The organism is Marinitoga sp. 1137, assembly GCF_001941525.1.
Classification (GTDB): Bacteria; Thermotogota; Thermotogae; order Petrotogales; family Petrotogaceae; genus Marinitoga; species Marinitoga piezophila.
Genome location: NZ_CP009471.1, coordinates 72,794 through 95,667, shown reverse-complemented (window position 1 = coordinate 95,667; position 22,874 = coordinate 72,794). Strand labels below are relative to the sequence as shown.

At 28.0% G+C, this 22,874-nt stretch carries 32 protein-coding genes and 1 tRNA gene; 12 read left to right on the top strand and 21 right to left on the bottom strand.

Annotated features, from left to right (window positions below; genetic code table 11):
- Positions 1-27: 27 nt before the first annotated feature.
- The 12 genes from LN42_RS00535 to LN42_RS00480 all read right to left on the bottom strand — a co-directional run bounded on the left by LN42_RS00535 (position 28) and on the right by LN42_RS00480 (position 6,346).
- Positions 28-102, bottom strand: a tRNA-Pro gene (locus tag LN42_RS00535).
- Positions 103-285: 183 nt separating this feature from the next.
- Positions 286-753, bottom strand: a complete 468-nt coding sequence (locus LN42_RS00530; protein ID WP_075780070.1) for a hypothetical protein — start codon at positions 751-753, stop codon at positions 286-288.
- 71 nt (positions 754-824) lie between these two features.
- Complete coding sequence (locus tag LN42_RS00525) at positions 825-1,064, bottom strand: hypothetical protein (RefSeq protein ID WP_075780069.1); 240 nt, start codon at positions 1,062-1,064, stop codon at positions 825-827.
- Positions 1,065-1,078: 14 nt separating this feature from the next.
- Positions 1,079-1,444, bottom strand: a complete 366-nt coding sequence (locus tag LN42_RS00520) for a RusA family crossover junction endodeoxyribonuclease (RefSeq protein WP_075780068.1) — start codon at positions 1,442-1,444, stop codon at positions 1,079-1,081.
- Entirely contained in the window at positions 1,441-1,692 is a 252-nt protein-coding gene (locus LN42_RS00515; RefSeq protein ID WP_075780067.1) for a hypothetical protein, read from the bottom strand. Before LN42_RS00515 ends, LN42_RS00520 begins: the two co-directional genes overlap by 4 nt.
- A gap of 1 nt (position 1,693) precedes the next feature.
- Entirely contained in the window at positions 1,694-1,981 is a 288-nt protein-coding gene (locus tag LN42_RS00510; RefSeq protein ID WP_075780066.1) for a hypothetical protein, read from the bottom strand.
- A gap of 11 nt (positions 1,982-1,992) precedes the next feature.
- Positions 1,993-2,448, bottom strand: coding sequence for a single-stranded DNA-binding protein (locus LN42_RS00505; RefSeq protein ID WP_075780065.1), 456 nt, complete (start codon positions 2,446-2,448; stop codon positions 1,993-1,995).
- 4 nt (positions 2,449-2,452) lie between these two features.
- Positions 2,453-2,983, bottom strand: coding sequence for a hypothetical protein (locus LN42_RS00500; RefSeq protein ID WP_075780064.1), 531 nt, complete (start codon positions 2,981-2,983; stop codon positions 2,453-2,455).
- A gap of 4 nt (positions 2,984-2,987) precedes the next feature.
- On the bottom strand, positions 2,988-3,827 hold the full coding sequence (locus tag LN42_RS00495; protein ID WP_075780063.1) for a hypothetical protein: 840 nt from the start codon (positions 3,825-3,827) through the stop codon (positions 2,988-2,990).
- 69 nt (positions 3,828-3,896) lie between these two features.
- A complete protein-coding gene (locus LN42_RS00490) occupies positions 3,897-4,739 on the bottom strand; it encodes a hypothetical protein (RefSeq protein WP_075780062.1) in 843 nt (280 codons plus the stop codon).
- A complete protein-coding gene (locus LN42_RS00485; protein ID WP_075780061.1) occupies positions 4,740-5,804 on the bottom strand; it encodes a PD-(D/E)XK nuclease family protein in 1,065 nt (354 codons plus the stop codon). It abuts the gene before it with no gap.
- An 83-nt stretch (positions 5,805-5,887) separates the two neighbouring features.
- Complete coding sequence (locus tag LN42_RS00480) at positions 5,888-6,346, bottom strand: hypothetical protein (RefSeq protein WP_075780060.1); 459 nt, start codon at positions 6,344-6,346, stop codon at positions 5,888-5,890.
- Between the two features lie 192 nt (positions 6,347-6,538).
- On the opposite strand from LN42_RS00480, the gene LN42_RS00475 reads away from it, so the two are divergent.
- The gene (locus LN42_RS00475) at positions 6,539-7,084 is read left to right on the top strand and encodes a hypothetical protein (RefSeq protein ID WP_075780059.1); all 546 of its coding nucleotides are present in this window, start codon (positions 6,539-6,541) and stop codon (positions 7,082-7,084) included.
- Here LN42_RS00475 and LN42_RS00470 read toward each other — a convergent pair.
- Entirely contained in the window at positions 7,068-7,337 is a 270-nt protein-coding gene (locus LN42_RS00470) for a hypothetical protein (RefSeq protein ID WP_075780058.1), read from the bottom strand. The genes LN42_RS00475 and LN42_RS00470 overlap by 17 nt on opposite strands.
- 26 nt (positions 7,338-7,363) lie before the next feature.
- Here LN42_RS00470 and LN42_RS00465 point away from each other — a divergent pair, with 26 nt between their 5' ends.
- Positions 7,364-7,693, top strand: coding sequence for a hypothetical protein (locus LN42_RS00465; protein ID WP_075780057.1), 330 nt, complete (start codon positions 7,364-7,366; stop codon positions 7,691-7,693).
- Between the two features lie 61 nt (positions 7,694-7,754).
- Here LN42_RS00465 and LN42_RS00460 read toward each other — a convergent pair whose 3' ends face one another.
- Positions 7,755-7,961 carry a helix-turn-helix transcriptional regulator gene (locus tag LN42_RS00460; RefSeq protein WP_075780056.1) on the bottom strand — a complete coding sequence of 69 codons (207 nt, stop codon included), beginning with the start codon at positions 7,959-7,961 and terminating at the stop codon, positions 7,755-7,757.
- A 184-nt stretch (positions 7,962-8,145) separates the two neighbouring features.
- Here LN42_RS00460 and LN42_RS00455 point away from each other — a divergent pair, with 184 nt between their 5' ends.
- The 10 genes from LN42_RS00455 (at position 8,146) to LN42_RS00415 (ending at position 16,632) form a co-directional block, all read left to right on the top strand.
- On the top strand, positions 8,146-8,790 hold the full coding sequence (locus LN42_RS00455; RefSeq protein ID WP_075780055.1) for a LexA family transcriptional regulator: 645 nt from the start codon (positions 8,146-8,148) through the stop codon (positions 8,788-8,790).
- A gap of 76 nt (positions 8,791-8,866) precedes the next feature.
- Positions 8,867-9,316: a YccF domain-containing protein gene (locus LN42_RS00450; RefSeq protein WP_075780054.1), complete on the top strand. Its 450-nt coding sequence runs from the start codon at positions 8,867-8,869 to the stop codon at positions 9,314-9,316.
- A gap of 14 nt (positions 9,317-9,330) precedes the next feature.
- Positions 9,331-10,056, top strand: coding sequence for a hypothetical protein (locus LN42_RS00445; protein ID WP_075780053.1), 726 nt, complete (start codon positions 9,331-9,333; stop codon positions 10,054-10,056).
- A gap of 74 nt (positions 10,057-10,130) precedes the next feature.
- On the top strand, positions 10,131-11,612 hold the full coding sequence (locus LN42_RS00440; RefSeq protein WP_075780052.1) for a viroplasmin family protein: 1,482 nt from the start codon (positions 10,131-10,133) through the stop codon (positions 11,610-11,612).
- Between the two features lie 11 nt (positions 11,613-11,623).
- Positions 11,624-11,986 carry a type II toxin-antitoxin system RnlB family antitoxin gene (locus LN42_RS00435; RefSeq protein WP_075780051.1) on the top strand — a complete coding sequence of 121 codons (363 nt, stop codon included), beginning with the start codon at positions 11,624-11,626 and terminating at the stop codon, positions 11,984-11,986.
- Between the two features lie 160 nt (positions 11,987-12,146).
- The gene (locus tag LN42_RS10895; RefSeq protein WP_156865346.1) at positions 12,147-12,314 is read left to right on the top strand and encodes a hypothetical protein; all 168 of its coding nucleotides are present in this window, start codon (positions 12,147-12,149) and stop codon (positions 12,312-12,314) included.
- Positions 12,311-13,849 carry a recombinase family protein gene (locus tag LN42_RS00430; RefSeq protein WP_075780050.1) on the top strand — a complete coding sequence of 513 codons (1,539 nt, stop codon included), beginning with the start codon at positions 12,311-12,313 and terminating at the stop codon, positions 13,847-13,849. Before LN42_RS10895 ends, LN42_RS00430 begins: the two co-directional genes overlap by 4 nt.
- Positions 13,850-14,211: 362 nt before the next feature.
- Complete coding sequence (locus tag LN42_RS00425) at positions 14,212-15,003, top strand: MetQ/NlpA family ABC transporter substrate-binding protein (RefSeq protein ID WP_014295615.1); 792 nt, start codon at positions 14,212-14,214, stop codon at positions 15,001-15,003.
- 5 nt (positions 15,004-15,008) lie between these two features.
- On the top strand, positions 15,009-15,986 hold the full coding sequence (locus LN42_RS00420; RefSeq protein ID WP_232223905.1) for a methionine ABC transporter ATP-binding protein: 978 nt from the start codon (positions 15,009-15,011) through the stop codon (positions 15,984-15,986).
- Position 15,987: 1 nt separating this feature from the next.
- Positions 15,988-16,632, top strand: a complete 645-nt coding sequence (locus tag LN42_RS00415; protein WP_014295613.1) for a methionine ABC transporter permease — start codon at positions 15,988-15,990, stop codon at positions 16,630-16,632.
- A 33-nt stretch (positions 16,633-16,665) separates the two neighbouring features.
- Here LN42_RS00415 and LN42_RS00410 read toward each other — a convergent pair whose 3' ends face one another.
- The 7 genes from LN42_RS00410 to LN42_RS00380 all read right to left on the bottom strand — a co-directional run bounded on the left by LN42_RS00410 (position 16,666) and on the right by LN42_RS00380 (position 22,866).
- A complete protein-coding gene (locus LN42_RS00410) occupies positions 16,666-17,919 on the bottom strand; it encodes a hypothetical protein (RefSeq protein WP_075780048.1) in 1,254 nt (417 codons plus the stop codon).
- Positions 17,814-18,548 carry a tRNA pseudouridine(38-40) synthase TruA gene (gene truA / locus LN42_RS00405; RefSeq protein ID WP_014295611.1) on the bottom strand — a complete coding sequence of 245 codons (735 nt, stop codon included), beginning with the start codon at positions 18,546-18,548 and terminating at the stop codon, positions 17,814-17,816. The genes LN42_RS00410 and truA overlap by 106 nt, the downstream gene beginning before the upstream one ends.
- 13 nt (positions 18,549-18,561) lie before the next feature.
- On the bottom strand, positions 18,562-19,155 hold the full coding sequence (locus LN42_RS00400) for a hypothetical protein (RefSeq protein WP_075780047.1): 594 nt from the start codon (positions 19,153-19,155) through the stop codon (positions 18,562-18,564).
- Positions 19,156-19,172: 17 nt separating this feature from the next.
- Positions 19,173-20,852, bottom strand: a complete 1,680-nt coding sequence (locus LN42_RS00395; RefSeq protein WP_075780046.1) for a phospho-sugar mutase — start codon at positions 20,850-20,852, stop codon at positions 19,173-19,175.
- A gap of 80 nt (positions 20,853-20,932) precedes the next feature.
- Positions 20,933-21,271, bottom strand: coding sequence for a YraN family protein (locus LN42_RS00390; RefSeq protein ID WP_014295608.1), 339 nt, complete (start codon positions 21,269-21,271; stop codon positions 20,933-20,935).
- A gap of 2 nt (positions 21,272-21,273) precedes the next feature.
- Entirely contained in the window at positions 21,274-21,573 is a 300-nt protein-coding gene (gatC, locus tag LN42_RS00385; RefSeq protein ID WP_014295607.1) for an Asp-tRNA(Asn)/Glu-tRNA(Gln) amidotransferase subunit GatC, read from the bottom strand.
- A 9-nt stretch (positions 21,574-21,582) separates the two neighbouring features.
- Positions 21,583-22,866: an SLC13 family permease gene (locus tag LN42_RS00380; protein ID WP_075780045.1), complete on the bottom strand. Its 1,284-nt coding sequence runs from the start codon at positions 22,864-22,866 to the stop codon at positions 21,583-21,585.
- Positions 22,867-22,874 lie beyond the last annotated feature (8 nt).

Sequence of the window (22,874 nt, the reverse complement as noted above, 5' to 3'; positions counted from 1 at the left end):
GTATATTTATTTCAAGGAGGGAAGAGCTGGTCAGGATAGCAGGACTCGAACCTGCACCTCCACATCCCAAGTGTGGAATGCTACCATTAACACCATATCCTGATTTGTCACAACATTCTACAAAAATTCTACAGTTGTCACATAGTCACAAATGTTGTCGAACCTGTCGAAATCTGTCGATGTTTGTCGGAATAATAAAAAAAGGAGCCTTAACAGGCTCCTTCTAAGTATAGTATTCCATTCTACTTAATTATACCATATTTTGCGAACCTTGTCAATGATATACTACATATAGTGCAATATTTTCTTAAAAGCTGATGTTTCATACTTTCTTATTTGAGTTTCTGCAACATTTAATCTTTTGGCCAATTGGTATCTACTTTCACCTTTCCAAATACCATTTATTTTTTCTAAATCAATATATCTATAAAAGATCACACTTCTTTCCATTGCGGTTAATACTTCCCAAAACTCATTTACTTTGTCTATTATATATTTTTCCTTTTTATACTTCTCTAAAGCGCCAAGTTCAATTTGTTTAAAAAAATCTCTTACTGGAAAAGAAGTTGCATAAGTTTTTGTAGGGGATAACGCTACTCCTGGAAATCCAACTTCAACACATATTTCAAAATAACTATCTAAATACAAATGTATTTTTCTTTCATAAAAAAGAGTTATTGCTCTTTTGTATCCCATAAGTAGAAATTTGATATCATTAAAAGTAAGCGAGGAATTTTTTAATACATCTTGCATTCTGTTACCCTCCTATGATATAATTTAGAGGGTAGTATTTGGGCATTAGGGGCTTAATTGCCCCAATTTTTTTATATTACTGCTCTATTAGTTTTCTTTTCTGCTTTTTTCAATATTTTAGTCTTAGCTTTAAATTCAATATATACCATTGCATCTTCAACATTAGAAAGTTGTACAACATTTCCACTCTCATCAGTTAAAACTGGGCAAGATGTTTTTAATGCTGAAATTAAATAATAAGCTTCTTCTAAACTTTCAACATAAATTCTCTTAATATGTTTTGAATTAAAGAAATTATAAGCTTTTTTCATTTTTCTTCCTCCCCTCATTTCTGAAATATAACGACTGTTCTTTCTTCACCATCAACAAATGAAAAAGTTGAAACATCAATATTTTTATCATTCTCAAAAACTATCCCTTCAAATGAATCTATAAGAACCTTTAATAAATTGTTTGGATCTGGATGCTTACGATTTTTAAAATGAAAATGAATTTCCATCCGATAAAAATTTTCATCCCTTGGAATTTTTGTCCATTTTTGTTTTTTCATTGCTTGATAAGCTACATAACTTGCATATTCTTTAAACTCTTTTGCTGTTTTAGACATAAACATTCCATAACCTTTTCCACGTTTCTTGTATGCATGATTGACAGAAGGAGGAATCCCTTCTAATTCAATTAGCAAAGTCATTTCTCTATCTCCCCGATAGTTTTTACTTTTCCTCTTCTTAATTTCATATTTTCCGTAAATAACTTTGCTCTTTCTTTGGCCAAATCATTAATTCTTCTTCTTAAAGATTCATTTTCAGCTTCTAAATCAACAATTTTTATTTTTAACCGCATTGCTTCAGAATAAGCATCGGATTCATGTGCTGAAGCTAAAATTGCGGAGATTGAAAATCCAACAAATACACCTACAACAAACACTATAATCGTCATCCTATCTCACCCTTTCCTTATAAATTGAAGAAGCCTCAAATAACAATGAATCAAAATGTTTAGAAGCAAATCGTCTATAAACCTTTTGTTTAGAATATACTCTTAAAATATACTCATCATCTATCTTTCTTAATTCAATTTTGTCAAATCTTTCTGCCAAATTACCTAAAATTTGTTCATATTGTTTATGCAAAGAAGAAGGTTTAACTCCATAAAAGTAAGGTCCCGTATGTTCAAAAGTATTTGACATTCTTCGAGTCCAAAAATCACTTTTTACTCCTCTGTTCATTATTTCACCTCCTAAAACTTAGGCGGAATATCATTTGTGGTATCAGAGTCATCGATCGGGAAAAAGTTCGGAAAGTCATCATTTCCTATATCAATGTCATTAATCTCTGCATTTTCATCGTTTATAATGTTTTCACTTTTCTTATTAGGCAAAAATACAAAGTTAGAAACAATAATTTCTGTTAAGTTATGCCATTCATTCTTTTCATCTTGCCATGAATTTGAACTTAATTTTCCTTCTATGAGCACCAGATCTCCTTTTTTAAGATATTTTTCAAAAACATTAGCCCTTTGGCCAAAAATCTTTAATCTAAAAAAATCTGCTTCATGATCACCATTTTCATTCTTTTTCCCATTATCTACCGCAATAGTAGCAACTGTATAACCTTTCCCATTTGCAGAAATTTTAATTTCCGGATCCTTACTTAACCGTCCTATCAATATTGCCTTATTGTAGGAATATGCCATTATTTCACCCCTTTAAATAATCCAGAACTTCCTCTTTTTCATACAAATCCACACCGTGTAAAAAGCTTTCTAAAAACTTTTCAGTTGTGGAAGTATCTACGTTTAATTTAAATTTCTTAGTTAAGCTTCTTATTAACTTTGCTTCATCCTTACTGCGTTTCAAAATATATTGGAGTTCTGCAGTATAGTATCTGTGCATATATTTATTGCAAATAACCTTACGAGTTATTAACCTTCCTTCATAAGTCTCAAGATAAATTTTTGCATAATCCTTACAGTTTAAACTGATTAAATGACAGCTTTTGCATTTCTTTTCTTTAAGTAAATATTCCTTTAATTCAAGCATGTCAAGATATGTTAATTTTTTCAAAGAACCATTTACAAGGTTATTCACATATCCAAAAATTCGTTTATCTTCAATTTCTTGTTGTAAATATTTTTCAGCTTCTAATCTCGGCAATTGCTGTAAATATTCTTCAAGTCTATTTACCTTTGCAATAATTTCATCAATAAAACTTGCATAAGTTACAGCCATACACTCATCTCCCTAACAGACTTTTAATTTCTTCGTCTATAGTTCCTACATACCCCCTATTTTTATATTTTCCTTCAATTACCTTGGCGAAATTATTCGGTCGCATTAACCATTCAAGATCAGCAATAAATGGATTCCTATTCCCATAATTAGCACGTCCTGTTAAAAAATCACTTTCCTCAACACTCTTAAAATAGTTTTCCCAAAATTTTAAATCAGGATGTTCTTTCCAACGTGCTCTAATATATTTCTTTCTTGTTTCATTCAAAACTCTAACTTTTGGTAGTGAGGGACAATAAGTGTGATAGAGTTCAATAATTTTCTGATAAGGAGTCTGCGGTGGTCCTTCAACTTGTTGAGGGACTATATATTCTCTTTTATTTTCTTTATTCTCTTCTCTATATTCTATATTCTTATAACGTGTCTCAGAAACCGTCTCAGGAAGTGTAACAGAAACCGTCTCAGAAACCGTTACATTTTCCGTCTCATATTGAGACACTTTATTAACCGTCTCACTTTCTATATCAATATGAGACACTTTTTTGAATTCATCGCCAAGGAAATAAGTAGCATACTTTTTCTTACCTTTTCCACTAACAAAATCAATCAACCCATATTGTTTTAATCTGTTTCTTGCTCTATATACTTCAGCTCGTGACATGCCAGCTAATAATTCCAGCTTGGGAGTCCCGATTGAGATCTTGGATTCCAAGAGGTTGTTATTCTCTCCCCTTGTCCTGTTAATTTCGGCCAAAATGGCAAAGAATAAAGCAACCTCAGAATCGCTAAGTTCCCAATTCAGACGGTCTCGCCAAAACCGGCTAAACACTGTGGCAATTTGCATGTATTTCACCTCTTTAGTTCAGATAACAACATTTATTATAAAAAAGGGGCGGGGGAGGCCCCAAAAGTATCAATCAAATACTTTTTTTACCAAATCAGTTTTTTCTAAATTATTTTGAAGATCAAATAATGTTGTAGCAGGTTCAGAATTTTTTTCATTTTCTGATTGTTCTTCCGGAAGAGCTGTAACTACATCATCGTTATTTGTATCTGTATCTTTATTTGTTTCCTCTTTCACAGTTGGTATGTTGTGTATTTCCGGTATAGAAGGTATAGAAGTTTCTTCATTTTCAATATATGCCTCTTCATACATTGCCCCAATGGGATAAAGTCTTCTTAATGCACGTCTTAAAGCTTTTGTTCTGCTACGTTCTTCTGGATCATCCATCTTATTTCCAGTTGCTTTTACTGTTGCATATCCTTTTTGGGTTTTTCCGTCATTTGTTATTACAGTACATATAGTTTTAAATAATCCAGGCTTAATTTCGGAAGTTTCGTAATCAATAGTTTTTATATTACCTTTTGTTTGTGCATAATATAAAAAGCCTTCAGCAGTTATATAAATCTTTTTAGCAATAGGAATTGTATGCAATAAAGGTTTTAACCCATATTCAATTTCATAACGAGCCATTTCTAATAAAATCATTTTTACTTCATTTAAAGAGGTATGTGCATCTTGTTGTTTCATTATTTTTGTAATATTGTCAAAAATACCAAATCTAAAATACTCAAATAATTTTTGAATTACCAAGCCTTCATAAACGTTTAATTCAACCTCACCATATTCAGTCTGTTTTTTCATTTTCTTTTTAGCTTCTTCTAGTGCTTTAAAATCTATTGAATATCCTGTATTTTTACTAAATTCTTCTATTGAATCTATTTCCCATAAATTCTTTTTTTCAATAGTAGCCATTTATTTCACCTCCTCTAAAACAAAATTCTTTCTTTTTGAAATAGTGAAATAGTCTTTTAATACACCTTCTATTATCAAAGGTTCTAGTTTCTTGTTATCAAGGTCAAAATAAGTTAAAGGATCCAAATTATTTTTTTCTGCAAATTCCCATACAAACTTTTTCAACTCTTCTTTTTTTACACCTCTTTTTTTGGTAATTGTTTCGGAGTAAGATATTTTATAAACTTTATTTTCATCAACTTTAATATATCCTTCCGGCTTTGACTTAATATATTCTTTTAAAGCTTTTTCTCTATTTTTAGCTAATTCTTTTAAAACAATAACTTCTTTATAAATTTTTGCCGCTTCTTCGTCAGATAAAATTGTAGGAATGTCTTTAGCTTCAATTTGCTTTACCAATGGACACATACTTACATATGAACAGAAAGCGCAATGTTTTCCGGGTTTAGGTTCGAATTTAGAATCTGTTTCTATTGAATTGATCAACTTGTATAATTTATTAACAGTTATTTCTAAATCTTCAGAAGTTATATCAAAAACTAAAATGTCATTTGAATTAAGCATTATATATCCTACACGGGTAACTGGTCGTTTAAGAGCTATACTTATTGCCCAAGCGTATAAAAAAACTTGAAATTTCGTTGGAGTACTGTGACCAGTTTTCCAATCCCAAACTTCTAAAGTTTTTCCATCTTGGGTAGTAATCAAATCAGCTACACCTCTCAACCATACATCATCTGAAAAGAAATCTGTCATCTCACCTTTTTTAGTTATTCCAAATTTAGTTTCAATACCTAAAATTTTTCCAAGATTTTTACTATGTTTGACAGCTCTTTCAACCATATTTTCAGCATCTTTTATATCGTCAAATGCTATTTCAGATAATATTTCTTTATACTCCTTTCCTCTCAATGCATTTGCTATAGCTTCATGGATTTTAATACCTTTAAATCCCTCATCTCCCATTAATTCTGGAAGCTTATCAATATATTTAAATTGAAATCTTTTTGGACATCTTTCATACTCTGTTAATCTACTCATTGAATAAGGTGCTAATTTATTCATTTCATTCCCTCCTCTTCAAATTTTAAAAAAATATGATATAATAATATTGGCAGAAATATGGAATTTTTCCCTATCTTCCGCGCTCACACTGCCCCAGCGGTGTGGGCGTTTTTTATCGGAAGTTTCATTAACCTTGCTTGTTCTTCTTTGTACCTTCTTATACCTGCTCTAATTAACCACTTATGGTATGGTCCTTTAGTATCATAAATCTGAAGATATCCATTAGACTTCCTGTTCTCAGTCTTAATTTGAATGGATCTGAATTGAACCTTTATAATGATTTCATCTTGTTTGCTATCTATAAACTTTAATATTGCTAAAACTTTTTGTACTACATTAATAATTTGGTACTTGCTATATTTCTCATGATTTTTTGCAATATCATTTAACATTTCAAATGCTTCATCTTCTTTTTCTTCCAAATCATTGTATTTTTGAAGATCAAATAATATAAAATCACTGTTGGCAATACTGTTGCTGTTTTCTTGTATCAGATAAGCAACTGGAACTCTCGGAATTGCTACTTTTCTTAATTTTCCCATTTTTTCCCTCCTTTCTTTTCGAGTATCTCTCAACAATTTCCGGATGTTCTAATAGGTACAAAATACCATTAATTACCGCTGCTTCTTTATCTGTTACTTTGAAATCCATTGAACCACCTCCGTTTTAATTTTGTTTTTTTTAAAAAATGTATTAAAATATTAATGATATGTATAGAGAAAAGGAGAATTTTTATGGAATTTACATTACCTGAAATTATAGCTACAACAGAAAAATTAGATTTATCTTATCGAACTGTCTTTGCATCAGGTTCTGACAGTGGTGTAGTAAATTCATTAATTGCATTATTCCAGTTATTAGATGAAGATAAAATTTTAAGTTATATAACTAAATTAATTACATCAAATGTAAATTTAGATTTATCAAAATGGATTGATGAAGAATTTTCATCAAGAGGTTTTAACTTAGGAAAAAATAAATCTGAACGGTTTTTAGTAACAAAATTTTTGCTCGAAAATTTTATTAAAGATCCTTCATTGCCTATAGGGTTAGGTCATAGCTGGTATCCTAGAAACAATCTTCAAAATTTTCTTAATGATTTTTTTAATACATTTTATAGAGAATTGAAATTTATGCTTATAGACTTGAGAGTTAAAGCAGAACTAAATGAATCAAAAAATATTTCAGAACAAATTATTACAAATATTGTTTTAGGTGGAACTGTTCAAAATGTTCAAGCAAAAAATATTGATAAGTCTGAATTTACTCAAAACGAATAATTGTTTTAGAATTTTTAATTTCTATTTTTTCTACTTTATATCCATGTGATTCAACAAAAACTTTAATAATTTCTTTTGTCTTTTCTATTGGAAATTTATCTGTAGCTTCATCAATAATAGCTGTAAATTTTAAATTCACATTTTTGGGAACAGAATCTTTAAAAACTGTTTCATACAAACTATTAAAAACTTTTTCCAAGGATTCTTCTAAAGATGATTCCGGATCTGACACTTTAAAAGAACGAATTATCATAATAACACCTCCAAAGGAGTGATTTCATGGAACAAAAAATAAATAATTTCGGCAATAATAACAACATTCAAAACATTCAAGCTGAAAAAATAGAGAATTCTAACATAATTCAAAATTCATCAGATACTCTTGAAAATATATTTGAACAACTAAAAAAAGAAATAGCAAATATAAATGATCCAGATTTAAAAGATGATGTTGAAACAAGAATAGAGTTATTAGAAAAACAACTTGAAAAACCAAATAAAAACACATTAGAACGTTTAAAAAAATGGTTTAACGAACATAAAAGTGAGATATTCAATATATCTTCTTTAGCTCTTCAAGCAATTGGAATGTTGCTTAATAATAGTTAATTTTTAATGGGTTGCCTTGCGCAACCTTTTTTTATTCACTTTCCAAAGAGCTTGCATCACACTACCTTCTTTCTGCTACACTTAAATTAAACAAATTTTCAACATTTACTTCTAAAACTTTCGCTATTTTTTGTGCTGTATCAATTTTTGGGATAATAATTCCATTTTCAATTCTCCAAATAGTTGCTTGATTTAAACCTGTCATTTTTGCAAGTTGATTTAAAGTTAGATTCTTTTTAGTTCTTAATTCTTTTAAATTGTTTTTCATTTATTCACCTCCTCGCACATTTACTTTTATGCTCTTGCGTATTCGCACATTATTATTTTACTGCAAATACGCACAAAATTCAATTAACTAAAAGTAACAAAAATATTAAATATTGCATATACGCATAAAATATATGTATTTTTTGGTATAATATAAAATGTAAATGCTGATTAGGAGTGGTTTTATGGCTAAAGAAAATTGGGAAGAAATTGGAAAAAGATTAAAAATGATAAGAAAAAATAAAGGAATTACTATAGAAAAATTAGCTCAAATGGTTGGAGTTAGCCATTCCACCATTTCAAGGATTGAAAGTGGTCAGGAACCGAGAGCTATAAATTTGGCTAAAATAGCGGAAGCTTTAGAAGTTTCTTTAGATTATTTAATGGGATTAAGAACTTTAGAAGATGTAAAAGATGCTGAAAAAGTTACTATAGAGGATATGCAATTTAACTTAAAAAAAATTCCTATATTAGGTGAAATTTCTGCTGGTAATGGAATAGATCCCATTGAGAATATAATTGATGTCATATATATTCCAGAAAAAAGAAACGTTGATTTTGCCTTGATGGTAAGAGGAGATTCAATGCTTCCTAAGTTTAAACCAGGAGATTTAGCTCTTGTAGTTAAAACTCCAGTTCTTGAAAATGGTGAAATAGGTATTATTGCTATAAATTCAGATCAAGCAGTAATAAAAAAATATTATAATTATGGTGATAAAATACAATTAGTTTCTTTAAATCCCGAATATGAACCTATAATAATTTCTGGTGAAGAAATGGATGATATTCATATTTTTGGCAAAGTTGTTGGAAAAATAAGTTGGGAATAAAGCGAGACCTCGAGGGTCTCGCTTTTTTAATTAATCAAACGCTTGATATATTAATTTTAGATTAAGGAGGGGTATTATGACATCATTATTTAATATTATTTGGTTTATTATTTTTGGTTGGGAAACAGCTCTCCTTTGGATTATATTAGGAGCTATATTTAGTATTACCATTATTGGAATTCCTATAGGAAAAGCTTGTTTTAATTTAGCAAAATTAACCGCCTTCCCTTATGGCAAAGAAATTATTCGAGAAACAGAATTAAAAGGAAAAGATAATATATCTACAGTTAGAAGACTTGGAGGGACCATTGCTAATATTTTATGGTTCCCATTTGGTTTATTATTTGCTGCTTTATATGTTATTTTAAGTGTTATTGCCTTTTTCACTATAATTGGTATCCCAATTGGAGTAGTATATATAAAATTAGCAAAATTTTCTTTATTCCCAATTGGAGCTAAAGTTGTAGATTCAAAAGATGTTATAGCTGTTAAGGTTGCTAATAAACTTGAAGAAAGAATAAAATAATTAGAGGTGATTTTATGAAAAAAATTATTTTATTTATATCCTTAATATTTTCATTGATAATAGTATTAAATTCATGTACTCTAATTTCAACTGTAGATGTTTATAAAAGTGCAAATTTTAATAAACAAGTAAAAGAAAAAATAAAAGATATGGAGGATTTAGAATTAAAATCATTCATCGAAAAATCATTATATAATGATAGTTATTATAAAATTTTAGGTGGGATATATGGTGATAGTATTACCGCCTTCATGATCTTAATTGCTCTTGATCCTTCATTCATTTTAGACAATACAGGAGTTGAAAGTTATAGTAAAGCAGAAGAAATTCTATTTCAAACTGTGTGGGGATCTGCAGCAGTTTTAGCAGGATGGTATGATTTAAATTATTTTAAGGAAGTAATGAATAAATTTTCTATTTCCCCAGAAGATTTTATTGAACAAAAAAAAGAAGATTTTAAATTATTAAAAAAGAAAAAAATAGAAGAAGAAAAAAGAATAAATTTAAGATATGGTAAATGGGCACCGTATGTTATAAAAAAAGAAATAGCAATAGGTATGCCTTCTTGGATAGTAAAAGAGATACTTGGAAGGCCATCAGATATAAACAAAACTGTAACCGCAAATATAATTTATGAACAATGGATATATGAAAAATATGATTTTTCATTAAAAACGAATTGGCCATATTTATATTTATATTTCGAAAATGGAGTACTTACTTCATGGCAAACCAACTAAACTCAAGAAGTACGAGAGGAATTGAGGTGATAACCTTTTTGAGGTTAAAATAAAAATTTTAAAGGAGGATTTTTATGGGGAAAAAGAAAAAATATTATGTAGTAAAAAAAGGAAGAAATCCAGGAATATATGAAAGTTGGGAAGAAACAAGAAAACAAGTTGACGGTTTTCCAGGTGCAGAATATAAAGGTTTTTCTTCTCTTGAAGATGCGAAAGAATATTTAGGAATAGAAAGAGGAAAATTAGAAACTGCTACTTTATCCAATAATCCAGATAAGGTCGTTGCATATGTTGATGGAAGCTATGATGCCAAAGAAAAAGTTTATGGGTCTGGAATTTATATTATTCATAATGGTATAAAGAAAGAATTTTACAAATACGGAAATGATCAGAATTTTTTAAGTACAAGAAATATTGCTGGTGAAATAATAGCAACTTTGTTAGCTTTAGAATATGCAAAACAAAATAATGCAAAAGAAATTGATATATATTATGATTATCAAGGAATAAAAAAATGGGCTATAGGAGAATGGAAAACAAAAAGCGATATTGCAAAAGTTTATAAAATAAAATTTGAAGAATATAAAAAAATTATGAATATTAATTTTTATAAAATAGAGTCTCATACAAATAATCCTGGAAATACAAAAGCTGATGAATTAGCAAAAAAAGCGATTAAGGAAAAGCAAAACAATATAGAATTTGATATTTCTTTATATGATCTTGATGAAATAAAAAAATACACTAAAAATGTCAATTTTACATTTAAAAATTTTAAAATTGAGGATTTTGGATTATTAAGGAAAATGTTAAGTGAAAATTTTGAAGTTGAAGATGTAGAAACACAAAATTCTATAGGTAGTTTTAAAGTCAAAAGTAATTTTTTTGAGACTTATTTAAGAATAATTTTATATAAAACAAATATATTAACTATTCAGGGAAAAGCACATGATGTATTTGTTATGATTCAAGAATTTCTTTCGAAATATAAAAATTATATAGAAATTCTTCAACTTAATGAAGAATATTTTAATACAAGTGTCAAAGAGGCTGAAAGTGAGTTTAAATCTATAATTAATAATCTGTCTGATTTTTTAACAATTGAAATTAAAAATTTAATATTTACAGCTTATTTGATTACCAAACAAAACAAAAAGGTTGAATTAAACAATACTTCATTTGATTTTGATTACTCTTTCTATTTAATGCCAATAATGCGAGCCTTAGAAGCTTTTTTGCGTTCTATAATATGTGACGGATATAAAATTAATTGTAAAAAGGATTCATTTCAAGGAGTTTTTGAAAAAAATAATAAAGACTTAAAACATTATTTTACAAATGAAGTTAAAAACAAAATTAACAATTCTGAAATTGAAAATGCTTTAGAAAAATGCTATAATTTCTACTATCAAAGGCATGAATATGCACATGCGAGAAATGATTTTGCTAAGACAAAAATTATTACTGACCCGAATGTAGTTAATGAATTTATAATAAAAGGTATTAAAATAATAAAAAATACATACGATATATACATAAATAATAAAAAAACATAGAGGTGAATGGTATGGAACCGTTCAAAATAAAAAAAATTAAAAATAAAAAGTATGAATATTTGATTTTATCGATTTCGTATATTAATCCTTTTAAAGAACTTGATAAAATCGAAAAAAAATTAAAAATGAAAGACTATAAAGGTTATGTTTTATTTGACCTTTATTTATCCCATGCTAATAATGATTACAGATTTGCAGAAGGATATTTTGATGGTGAAAAATTTGTAAAATCTAAGTTTAAATGGTTATCAGAAATTGATGAAAATATAAAGAAAATATCTTATAAGTTTTTTTATGATCATCCGGATTATATCGATAATAGTTTGTTGTCATCAGTCAATAAACTGTATTTAAAAGAAAAAATGTTTATATAATGGAAATCGTTCCTTCGTGGAACGATTTTTTTATTTCTCAAAATAACAAAAATGTAGTATAATATATGTTGATATTAATCTTAAAAGTTTAATCATATTAATTAAATTATTTTGCATTACTTCAGTAAGAAAATATTAAAATGTATCTGAGGTGATGCAAATGATTATAGTTCGTGTGCTTGTTTCTGAGGAGGATTTGGATCTTTTGAAGGAATTTGGATTTATGTTTTGGGATGAAAGGAAGTTAGATCAGGAGGAGCTTTATGCATTTTATAAATTTCTTCTGTCTTTACAAAAGGTTAGCAAGGAGGGAAGTGAGGAGTTATGAAAAGAGCTGCTGCTTATGCAAGGTTTTCAAGTGAAAATCAGACTGATGATTCCATAGAAGCACAATTAAGAGCAATAACAGAATATGCTGAAAAGAACGGATATGAAATTGTAGAAAAATATATCGATAGAGCAAGATCAGCAAAATCCGATGATAGGCCAGAATTTCAAAGAATGGTAAAAGATGCAAAATCTAAAAAATTTGATGCTGTAATTATTCATAAAATTGATAGATTCGCACGAAATATAAAAGACGCTGCATGGTATAAAGCTGAATTAAATCAATATGGTGTGGATCTTCTTTCTGTATCTGAAGATTTAACAGGTACATCTGGTGATCTTATTTTTAATATTATGGCCAGTGTAGCTGATTGGTATTTAAAAAATCTTAAGAATGAAATAAATACTAAAGTAAGAATTACCGCAGAAAAAGCTTATTTTTTAGGTGGAATTCCACCATATGGATATGATGTAGAAGAAACTTATGAAGAAATAACTTTCGGAGATAGAGTGAAGAAAATACCAAGGAAAAAATATGTTATAAATGAACGCGAAGCGGAAGTTGTAAAATTAATGTTTGAGTTAGCGGCAAAAGGATATTCCAGCATTAAAATAGAAGAGTATTTGAATAAAAATGGTTACACCAATAGAAGAGGGAATAAATGGAGTTATAGTACAATTTATGACATACTAAGAAATCCCAAATATAAGGGGACTTATGTATGGGCACGTGGAAATCACAGGACATCTCATATTAAAAGAGATGATGCTGTAGTAGTAAATAATGCAATACCTGCAATTATTTCTGAAGAACTTTGGAATAAAGCTCATGCTGAAATGAAGAAGAAAAGAAAAATAAGAAAAAGTAAACATAAATATTTGTTAAAAGGACTTATATACTGTGGTGTATGCGGGGCTCACATGACTCCTTACGGTGGAACATATCCAAGATATGTTTGTTCTGAATGGCAAAAAGCTAAAAATAATAGAGAAAAAGGAGATCATTTTACTTCAATTTCAAAACAAAAAGTAGAAAATTTTGTAATAGACTTTCTTTTAAATGATGTTTTTGGTATTTTAAATTCTGAAGAATTATTGGAAAGAATAAAAGCTATGATGCAACTAAAAGAACAAAAACATAAAGACGAAATTCTAGAGGAAAAGAAAAAAATAAATGTTTTAAAAGAAAAGAAAAAACGATTAGAAGAAAGTTTTATTGATGCAGTTGAAAACGGCGTAAATCCGGAAAGTATTAAAAGTAGAATTAAAAAATTAGATGATGAGATAAAATCTTTAAAGTTAAGAATTAAAAGGTATAATGAAGAAGTTATAGAGATAGACGATATAACTATTAAGAACATGGTTGATACAGCTATAAGTATTCTTAATAGTGATGATCAAGTTTTACTGGAAGACTTTTTACATCAAGTAATTGATAGAATTGAGATTCGCCCGTCGGGGCGCTCAAATAAAAACTATGTAGCAATAAAACTCAGAGGTCTAAGTAAGTATATTAGTAAATTACAAAATATTTGACATAATATTTTTAATCCTTCGCTTTGAAAAAACTTACATGAGATTATATAATGGAAGCACTCCGTTGCCTCCAAAAAACTCCCGACTTATGTCGGGAGTTTTTATTTTTGTATTAAAAAAAGTCTTGACATTTGACTTTATTTATGTTAAAATCGTAAAAAATTACAGAGGTGATTTTATGAAAAATTTTTCAACATTTGAATTTTTATATAAAGTAAATATGATGATGATGTGGCATTTGCGGTCTTCTCTAATGAAGATTAATGCCACACTGTTTTCGTGCTGAGTGGTTTTAATTGAGAAGGCCGATTAGAAATAATCGGCCTTCTTTTTTTTAATATTTTTTATGGAGGTGGTTTTTTATGAAAAAAGTGGTATTTATTCTGGTAGGAATTTTATTGGTATTGATGGGATGTAGTGAAAAAGAGAAAGTTTTTAAAATCGGAGCTACAGCTATTCCGCACGCTGAAATTCTAGAATTTGTTAAAAATGATTTTGAAAAGGAAACGGGATATAAATTAGATATTGTTGTTTTTAATGATTATGTACAGCCTAATATCGCGTTAGAAGAAGAACAGATTGATGCTAATTATTTTCAACATATTCCCTATTTAGAAGAATTTTCAAAAAATAAAGGATATACCGATTTAATTGCCGTTGCTAAAATTCATGTTGAACCAATGGGTTTTTATTCTAAAAAACAATTATCAGAATTTAAATCCGGTGATAAGGTTGTTATTCCTAATGATGCAACTAATGAAGGAAGAGCTTTATTATTACTTGCAAAAAATGGTTTAATCACCCTTAAATCAACAAATTCATTGAAAGTAACAATAACGGATATTAAAGATAATAAATATAATTTAAATTTTGTAGAATTGGACGCTGCATATCTTCCAAGAACTTACAAAGAAGATAATACTGTTGTTGGTGCAGTTATTAATACAAATTATGCTATTGAAAATGGTTTAAATCCTTTGCAGGATGCTATTTTTATTGAAGATGCAAATTCACCATATGCAAATATTATTGCAGTAAAAGAAAAAAATAAAAATAATAAACAATTAAAAAAGTTAATTGAATTATTGCAAAGTCAGAAGGTAAAGGAGTTTATATTAGAAAAATATAATGGGGCTGTTGTTCCAGTATTTTAAGGAGTGTGAATGTTTTGCTTGAAGTTAAAAACTTGAATCTTACATATGATGGATTAAATTACATTTTAAAAGATATTAATTTTAATATAAAAAAAGGCGAAATCGTTGGGATAATAGGACTTTCCGGAGCCGGAAAGTCCTCCTTATTGAGAGCTTTAACTCTTTTAAAAAGACCTGAGGGAAAAATTCTATTTAACAATATTGATTTAACCTCATTATCAGGTAGAGATTTAAGAAAAATTCGAAAAAAAATAGGCGTTGCATTTCAACATTATAATTTGTTATCAAGAAAAAATGTTTTTGATAATATTGCTTTGCCTCTTATTCTTAATAAAGAAAGAAATATTGAAAAAAGAGTCATTGATATTATAAAAAAAGTTGGTCTTGATCACCGAATTAAAGCTTTTCCATCACAATTATCAGGTGGAGAAAAACAAAGAGTGTCAATTGCAAGAGCAATTGTCTCAAATCCTGATATTTTGTTCCTTGATGAACCTACATCTGCGCTTGATCCAAAAACTACTGAAAAAATACTTGAATTAATATTAAAAATAAATATAGAAATGGCCATTTCAACTATTATTATCACTCATGAAATGGATGTAATAAAAAGAATTTGCGATAAAATACTATATTTGAAAAACGGAAGAGTTTATTATTATGGAGAAGTTTATAAATTCTTCTCAGAATTTGAAAATGAATTAAATAATGAATTCTATAAGGATGTTAATTTTAATTATAATAAATTAAAAGAAAGAACTGGCAAGATTATAAAAATTATCTTTTATGGAAACAATGTTGAAAAACCTATTCTTTATAACATTGCAAAAAAATATAATATTACTTTTAATATTTTATACGGAAAAATAGAAGAATTTAAAAATGCACCTTTTGGAAAACTTATAATTGAAATTGAGGGAAACGGAGCAAAGGAATTTATATATGATTTACAAAAACACGTTTATTCCCTGGAGGTGTTATAAGATGCATATTTATAATGAATTACTAAAAGCTACGTTAGAAACCCTTTATATGACATTTTTTTCAGGTTTTCTAAGCGTTGTTTTTGGAATTCCAATTGGAATATTATTGTATTTAACTTCTATTAATAATGATACAATTTCAAGAATTATTTATAGAATTCTTGATGGATTTATAAATATTTTTAGATCTATACCTTTTATAATTTTAATTGTGCTTGTTATTCCTTTAACTAAATTAATAGCCGGAACAATTATAGGTCCAAAATCAGCAGTTGTTTCACTAACTATAGCTGCTATTCCTTTTATGGCCAGATTAAGTGAAAATACATTTAATTCTCTTCCTAAAGAAATGCTTGATACCGCACATACTCTTGGAATGAATAATACAGAATTTATATTAAAAATGTTGTTGCCTGAAACTTTACCAAAAATAGTTTCTGATATAACTTTATTATTAATTAATCTTATAACCTATACCGCAATTGCCGGTGCTGTTGGTGCTGGAGGTCTTGGTGCTATGGCTATAAATTACGGCTATCAACGATTTAGATTTGATGTTTTAATTTATGATATTATTATTTTAATATCTATTACACAATTAATACAGGCTATAGGAAAAAATATTGAAAAAAAATTGTTATTATAAAAAATTCCCTGGGCTAAATACCAGGGAATTTTTTTATTTGTTATATGTTTTTTCTTTTATCTTTATTATTTTTATTGCATTATTCTTTATTATTACTTTCTTATCTTTTATTTCAAACACTCCTGAAGTATTTAAATTTATATTATACATAATTTTTGAAGTAATTCCTTTATAATACAATCCTCCTGTTTTTAGATCTATACTATACATTTTCCCGCCAAATGTTGTAATTTCTATAATATTATTTTTTACTTTTATACTTGCTGGACTTCTTTCCATATCTCTAATTATATTTCTTAATCCAACAGTTAAAATTTCTCCGTATGAGGTTATTATGTAAACTGTGTAATTATATTCATATAAAAATATGGGCTTTCCATGATATTGAATACCATGTTTTTTATCAAGCATCCCATATGGCGATATAAAATCCACATTTTCAACATCAAGAATTTTATCCCCATTTTTCGGTATCCATATGCTTCTTTTTTCTCCAAGTATTGATATACCAGATTCCAATTCAAAAATTGCATAAATATTTTCCATTTTAATTTCTTTTTCTACAACCTCTTTTATAAGAGAAAGAGTATAATTATTTTCACTTTCTGTCGTATCAAAATTTACTTTTTCGTATGGAGTTATTAATTCATATTTCGCAGGTGGGATTTCCATATTTTCATCCAACTGAATAGGTATGTTATTTAAAGTAGCTGGACCCGTATATCCAACAATTTTTAAATTTACCCATTTATCAGGAACTCTTTTTATACTTTCCCCTATCGGCATAGATACAGGTACATTAAAAATATTACCATTTTTGTATATGTTTATATATACTTCATTTTCCCAATTTATAAATGTTGATTTTACCCTATCTCCATCGTTCAATACTATTTCACAATCATTAGCCATAACATATATTCTTCTTGGATAATAATCTTTTAATATTTTTCTTATTAATATTTTATAATTATCAAACTTATCGATATATTCATTTCCTTTAAAATCGATTTTTATTTCTGGAAGATTGACAACAACGTCCATTCTTTCAGATAGAGTAGACGGTGGCGTTTCAATATCAGCATATTTATATATTTCATAATATATTTTAGAAAATAAAGAAGTAGGGCCTTTATAAATAAGCCCTATTTTTTCTTTAGCAAATATATTTGAGGATATTATTAAAATAATACTGAATAAAAGTATAATCCTTGTGGTGGTGCTGAAGCCGGTGCCTTTGACCTGCTTTTGGCCTCTAATATCTCTTTTATATATTCTGGTTCCCAATTTTCTGTCCCTACCTTTACAAGTGCTCCTACTATATTCCTGACCATTCTTCTTAAGAACGAATGGCCTTCTACCCTTATTAATATAATATTATTTCTCATTTTTAAAATTCTTATTCTATATATTGTTCTTACTGGATTTCTATCATCGTTTCCAGTTTTAAATGTCGTAAAATCATGTTCTCCTTCAAGATATTTTGCAGCTTTTCTCATTTTTTCAATATTTAAATCATATGGAAACCACCAAACTCTATCTCTTAAAAAGATGTTTGGTTCATCATTTTGATATATAAAATAATGATATATTCTTTTTGTTGCTTCATGCCTTGGAGAAAATTTATCTCTTACTTTAAGAACTTTTCTAACATATATATCTTCTGGTAGATTTGCATTTAAAGCATCTTTTATATTTTCAAGTGTCATTCTTTCATTTGGAACATCAAAAGCTATAACCTGTCCATATCCATGAACACCTGTATCTGTTCTTCCTGCTCCCCATGAAATTACTTTTTGTTTAAATATTCTTTTTAAAACTTTTTCAAATTCTCCTTGAACTGTTCTTACTTTTGGTTGTCCTTGAAATCCATTGAATTTTGTTCCGTCATACGCTACTATTGCTGCTACTCTCATTTATTTACCTCCATTATTTAAATACTCCCTTTTCTTTCAAAACACCTGTTTCCAATATTTTATAAGCAATCTCCTTTTCTTCTTTTTCAAGTAATTCTAGATTTTTTGAAAACATATTTTCATAAACACGAATTAAATAAAGGTTTGCAAATTTTGAAATGTGCATTCCAAGCGTATCAATATGTTCATCAGGAACATTTTTTAATTGATTGTCAAGCCACTGTTCATAATTTTCACGAATATTCCCAAGGTTTATTAATCTATTTAATTCATGAATTATATTATATAATCCTACAAATTCAGAAATTACTTCAATATAATCACCGTATAGTTCCCTTATTTCATCAGGTATAAAATCAACAAAGGTTACTTTTAAGTAATTATTAATTCTCTTATCTATTTTCAGGAATCTTTTCATTCCAACAAGATTCCCTACTTTTTCTTTTATTACAAAGTAGCCGAGTATTCCATCGTTTTTTTGTTTTATATTTTCAATATCCTCTTCACCATATAGTTCTATTTTTAATGTTTTTAAATCAATAAATTCACATTTTTTTGGAACATAAAAATCTCCATTATTACACACTAATAAAAGATTAGGTTCCATAATTTCACCTCAAATAATTATTCCATTATTAAATTCACTACATCTTTTGCCATTTTTATCAAACTTTCTACTTCGTTTAAATTTTCTCCCTTTGCCATCAAATAAAACTTGATTTTAGGTTCTGTACCTGAAGGTCTACCTATAATCTTTATTTTATTATCATAATTCAATTCTACAACATTTGATTTAGGTAAATTATTTATCCCTTTTTTATAATCTATAGTTTCTATTAAGTTATATTCTCCTATTTTTACTGGTGGTTCATTTCTTAATTTTTCCATAGTATCGTTTATCTTTTGCATTCCTTTTATTCCTTCTAAGGTATATGAAACATTTTCTTCAAGATAATAGCCATATCTTTCATACAATTCATTTAAATATTTTTTTAAAGATTTATTTTCTTTTTGTAAATGAGAAAATAAAACAGAAACTAATCCAGCTGCAATCACAGCATCTTTATCTCGTGCATGATCATTTGCAAGATAACCATAACTTTCTTCAAATCCAAAAATAAACTTTTTTTGACCATTTTCAGTATAATATTCTATTTTTTCACCAATGAATTTAAATCCTGTTAAAGTTTCTTCCAATGAAACATTAAACTCTTTTATAATGGGTTTTATCATGTCTGTTGTAACTATTGTTTTTACTATTAATCCATTATCTGGTAACATATTTAATGCCTGCAATCTTGTCAAAATAAAGTGGGCAAGCATAACTCCTATTTGATTACCTGTAAAAGTTATATATTCTCCATTCTCTTTAGCGTATATTCCCAATCTATCTGAATCAGGATCTGTTGCCATTATAAGATCAGCATCATTTTGTTTAGCCGCTTCTATAGCTAATTTAAATGCATCTTTTTCTTCTGGATTAGGGACTTTCACAGTGGAAAAATTTGAATCAGGAACTGCCTGTTTTTCAACTATAATTGTTTCAAATCCTAATCTTCCCAATAATTCTTTTACTGGTTTTAAACCTGTTCCATGTAAAGGTGTATATACTATCTTTAAATTATTTTCAAGTGAAGGTTCAAGAGATCTTAAAAAGCTTTCAAGCGTATCTATGTAATCATCAAATAATTCATCAGATACCCAATTTATTATTCCTTCTTCCAGACCATCTTCAAATTTCATAGTTTTTATGCCTTCAAAATAGTCCAATTTTTTTATTTCTTCAATTACTTTTTCTGCTATATGAGGTACTGCCTGAGTACCATCTGAGGTGTATATTTTATAACCATTATATTGCGGTGGATTATGACTTGCTGTAATTACTATTCCACCTGTAGCTTTTAATTGTCTCACTGCAAATGAAAGAATAGGCGTAGCTGTAACTTCTTTAAATATATAAACATTTATATTATTTGCAGCAAGAACAGAAGCTGCTGCTTTAGCAAATTCAAATGAAAATTTTCTTGTATCATATGCAATTACTACTGATGGAAATCTGCATATGCTTTTCAAATAATTTGCAAATCCCTGTGTTGCTTTGGATATAGTATGAATATTTATTCTATTTGTACCAGCTCCTATCTTCCCTCTTAATCCTCCTGTTCCAAACTCAAGATCCTTAAAGAATCTATCTATTATTTCATCTTCATTATCCTTAATTTCTTCAAGTTCTTTTTTTAGCATTTTATCGCTTTTTTCAAGCCATATATTTAATTTTTTATATGAAATTTCTTTTAAATCCATTATCTTCTCCTCCTTTTACTGCTAGCTTTCCACATATATTATACCATAATATAAACAAATAAAAAAAGGGCATTACGCCCTTATATTAATCTTTGGTCAGGAAAATATGAGATTTCAAATTTATCGTTAATCCCAATTACATCTATCCTTGTTTCTTCAAAGTTTGGTTTAAACTTATTAATATATATATTTGCTACTCTAATTATTTTGTTTATTTTAGAAATATTAACCCTATAGGCAGGATTTCCATAATAATCCTTCCCGCCTTTTACTTCAACAAAAACCAATGTATTTCCATCTTTTGCAATTATATCTATTTCGCCTATACGGGTAGTAAAATTTCTTTTTAAAATCTTAAAACCTTTCTTTTTAAGAAACTTTACAGCAATATCTTCATATATTTTTCCTTTGTTGTTCATGATTAATTCTGAATTCCAGGCACCTTCAAGAGATTATCCTTTTTATTTGGATATTCTTTTATTATATTTTCTATATATTCAGAAACTTTTTCTTTATCTTCATGAAATACATTTTTTAATATATTTTCAACAGGTGAAAACATGGGTTCAATATTTTCTGTAATTACTTCATCTATTTGATTCATATAATTTAATATTTCCTCTAAATCTTTTTTTATTATCTCTTTTTCTTCTTCACTTAATTTTATCATTGATAATTTTTCTAATTTGGTAATTAATTCATCATTTACTTCTATTTTCATTCTCTCACCTCATATTAATATAAATTCTATATATATTACTGAAATTATTAAATTAACAGACACTATTAAAGCTGCATATTTAAAGAAATTTATAAAACTAATCTCTTCATTTTTAAATTGTTTTAGCATTGCAAGAGCTATAATATTTGCCGATGCACCTATAGGTGTAAAATTTCCACCTAAACATGCTCCAAGAGATAATGCATACCACAATGGGTTTAAATTCCCAAATGTTTCCGGATTAATATTTTGAAGATTTTTTATTACAGGGATCATTGTCGCCGTAAATGGAATATTATCTACAACACCTGATACTGTACCTGAAACACCTATAAGCATCATCGCAAAGCTTCTCATAGAATCTCCTGCAATTTTTGCAAGAAAATAAGTAAAGTCTTTTAAAATTCCTGTTTCTACAAGACCTCCCGTAATTATAAATAGTCCAAAAAAGAACAAAATTGTTCCCCATTCTACTTCTTTCAATATTTCTTCAACTTCATCTTTATCCAGTATCAAAAGTGCTAAGAAACCTATGAATAAAGCAATTGTCGAACTTTCCATTTCAAGTTGATGCTGAAAAATAAACATTAAAAGCGTTAATATAAGTAAAAACCATGATATTATAAAATCCTTTTTATTTCCTATTGCAGAATGTGGATCAAATGATTTTACTTTTTCCTGATCAATTTTAAAATTCAATGTTTTTTTAAACATTATCATTGTTATTATTTGCATTGTAAATAGGTTTATAAAAGATATTGGACCATTTGTTAGAAAAAATTCTGTGAAATTTAATCCGGCTGCACTTGCAATCATAATATTCGGTGGATCACCAATAATGGTTGCAGTACCTCCAATATTAGATGCCATTATTTCACCAAATATAAAAGGTAACGGATCTACATCTAATGAATCTGTAATTGCTAAGGTAATCGGTATAAATACCAATACAGTAGTAACGTTATCAATAATAGCAGACATCAATGCAACCATAAACGTTAAACCAAAATAGAGCAAAAATCCATTTTTCTTAAATATTTTCAGGGTTACTATTCCAAGATATTCAAATAATCCCTTCTTTCTTATAACCGAAACAAAGATCATCATACCCATTAAAAGATATATAGTATTTACATCAACATAATTTTTTATTGCTTCGATATGATTATCAAATATTCCAAATATCATCATGATAGTGGCGCCAAGAATCGCCACTATCGTTCTATTTACTTTTTCGGTAATAAGTAATGTATATGAAAAAAGAAATATAATGAGGGCTATAATTCTATCCATTTAAGAAC

Bases quoted from the DNA above. Each gene is read 5' to 3' on its own strand.
- LN42_RS00430 (WP_075780050.1), top strand. From the start codon at position 12,311: ATGAAAAGAGCTGCTGCTTATGCAAGGTTTTCAAGTGAAAATCAGACT.
- LN42_RS00380 (WP_075780045.1), bottom strand. From the start codon at position 22,866: ATGGATAGAATTATAGCCCTCATTATATTTCTTTTTTCATATACATTA.
- LN42_RS00395 (WP_075780046.1), bottom strand. From the start codon at position 20,852: ATGGATTTAAAAGAAATTTCATATAAAAAATTAAATATATGGCTTGAA.
- LN42_RS00505 (WP_075780065.1), bottom strand. From the start codon at position 2,448: ATGGCATATTCCTACAATAAGGCAATATTGATAGGACGGTTAAGTAAG.
- LN42_RS00525 (WP_075780069.1), bottom strand. From the start codon at position 1,064: ATGAAAAAAGCTTATAATTTCTTTAATTCAAAACATATTAAGAGAATT.
- LN42_RS00490 (WP_075780062.1), bottom strand. From the start codon at position 4,739: ATGGCTACTATTGAAAAAAAGAATTTATGGGAAATAGATTCAATAGAA.
- LN42_RS00495 (WP_075780063.1), bottom strand. From the start codon at position 3,827: ATGCAAATTGCCACAGTGTTTAGCCGGTTTTGGCGAGACCGTCTGAAT.
- LN42_RS00475 (WP_075780059.1), top strand. From the start codon at position 6,539: ATGGAATTTACATTACCTGAAATTATAGCTACAACAGAAAAATTAGAT.
- LN42_RS00400 (WP_075780047.1), bottom strand. From the start codon at position 19,155: ATGGAACCTAATCTTTTATTAGTGTGTAATAATGGAGATTTTTATGTT.
- LN42_RS10895 (WP_156865346.1), top strand. From the start codon at position 12,147: ATGATTATAGTTCGTGTGCTTGTTTCTGAGGAGGATTTGGATCTTTTG.
- LN42_RS00470 (WP_075780058.1), bottom strand. From the start codon at position 7,337: ATGATAATTCGTTCTTTTAAAGTGTCAGATCCGGAATCATCTTTAGAA.
- LN42_RS00485 (WP_075780061.1), bottom strand. From the start codon at position 5,804: ATGAATAAATTAGCACCTTATTCAATGAGTAGATTAACAGAGTATGAA.
- LN42_RS00460 (WP_075780056.1), bottom strand. From the start codon at position 7,961: ATGAAAAACAATTTAAAAGAATTAAGAACTAAAAAGAATCTAACTTTA.
- LN42_RS00445 (WP_075780053.1), top strand. From the start codon at position 9,331: ATGAAAAAAATTATTTTATTTATATCCTTAATATTTTCATTGATAATA.
- LN42_RS00390 (WP_014295608.1), bottom strand. From the start codon at position 21,271: ATGAACAACAAAGGAAAAATATATGAAGATATTGCTGTAAAGTTTCTT.
- LN42_RS00465 (WP_075780057.1), top strand. From the start codon at position 7,364: ATGGAACAAAAAATAAATAATTTCGGCAATAATAACAACATTCAAAAC.
- LN42_RS00415 (WP_014295613.1), top strand. From the start codon at position 15,988: ATGCATATTTATAATGAATTACTAAAAGCTACGTTAGAAACCCTTTAT.
- LN42_RS00520 (WP_075780068.1), bottom strand. From the start codon at position 1,444: ATGACTTTGCTAATTGAATTAGAAGGGATTCCTCCTTCTGTCAATCAT.
- LN42_RS00510 (WP_075780066.1), bottom strand. From the start codon at position 1,981: ATGAACAGAGGAGTAAAAAGTGATTTTTGGACTCGAAGAATGTCAAAT.
- LN42_RS00530 (WP_075780070.1), bottom strand. From the start codon at position 753: ATGCAAGATGTATTAAAAAATTCCTCGCTTACTTTTAATGATATCAAA.
- LN42_RS00515 (WP_075780067.1), bottom strand. From the start codon at position 1,692: ATGACGATTATAGTGTTTGTTGTAGGTGTATTTGTTGGATTTTCAATC.
- gatC (WP_014295607.1), bottom strand. From the start codon at position 21,573: ATGAAAATAGAAGTAAATGATGAATTAATTACCAAATTAGAAAAATTA.
- LN42_RS00480 (WP_075780060.1), bottom strand. From the start codon at position 6,346: ATGGGAAAATTAAGAAAAGTAGCAATTCCGAGAGTTCCAGTTGCTTAT.
- LN42_RS00500 (WP_075780064.1), bottom strand. From the start codon at position 2,983: ATGGCTGTAACTTATGCAAGTTTTATTGATGAAATTATTGCAAAGGTA.
- LN42_RS00455 (WP_075780055.1), top strand. From the start codon at position 8,146: ATGGCTAAAGAAAATTGGGAAGAAATTGGAAAAAGATTAAAAATGATA.
- LN42_RS00440 (WP_075780052.1), top strand. From the start codon at position 10,131: ATGGGGAAAAAGAAAAAATATTATGTAGTAAAAAAAGGAAGAAATCCA.
- LN42_RS00435 (WP_075780051.1), top strand. From the start codon at position 11,624: ATGGAACCGTTCAAAATAAAAAAAATTAAAAATAAAAAGTATGAATAT.
- LN42_RS00425 (WP_014295615.1), top strand. From the start codon at position 14,212: ATGAAAAAAGTGGTATTTATTCTGGTAGGAATTTTATTGGTATTGATG.
- LN42_RS00450 (WP_075780054.1), top strand. From the start codon at position 8,867: ATGACATCATTATTTAATATTATTTGGTTTATTATTTTTGGTTGGGAA.
- truA (WP_014295611.1), bottom strand. From the start codon at position 18,548: ATGAGAGTAGCAGCAATAGTAGCGTATGACGGAACAAAATTCAATGGA.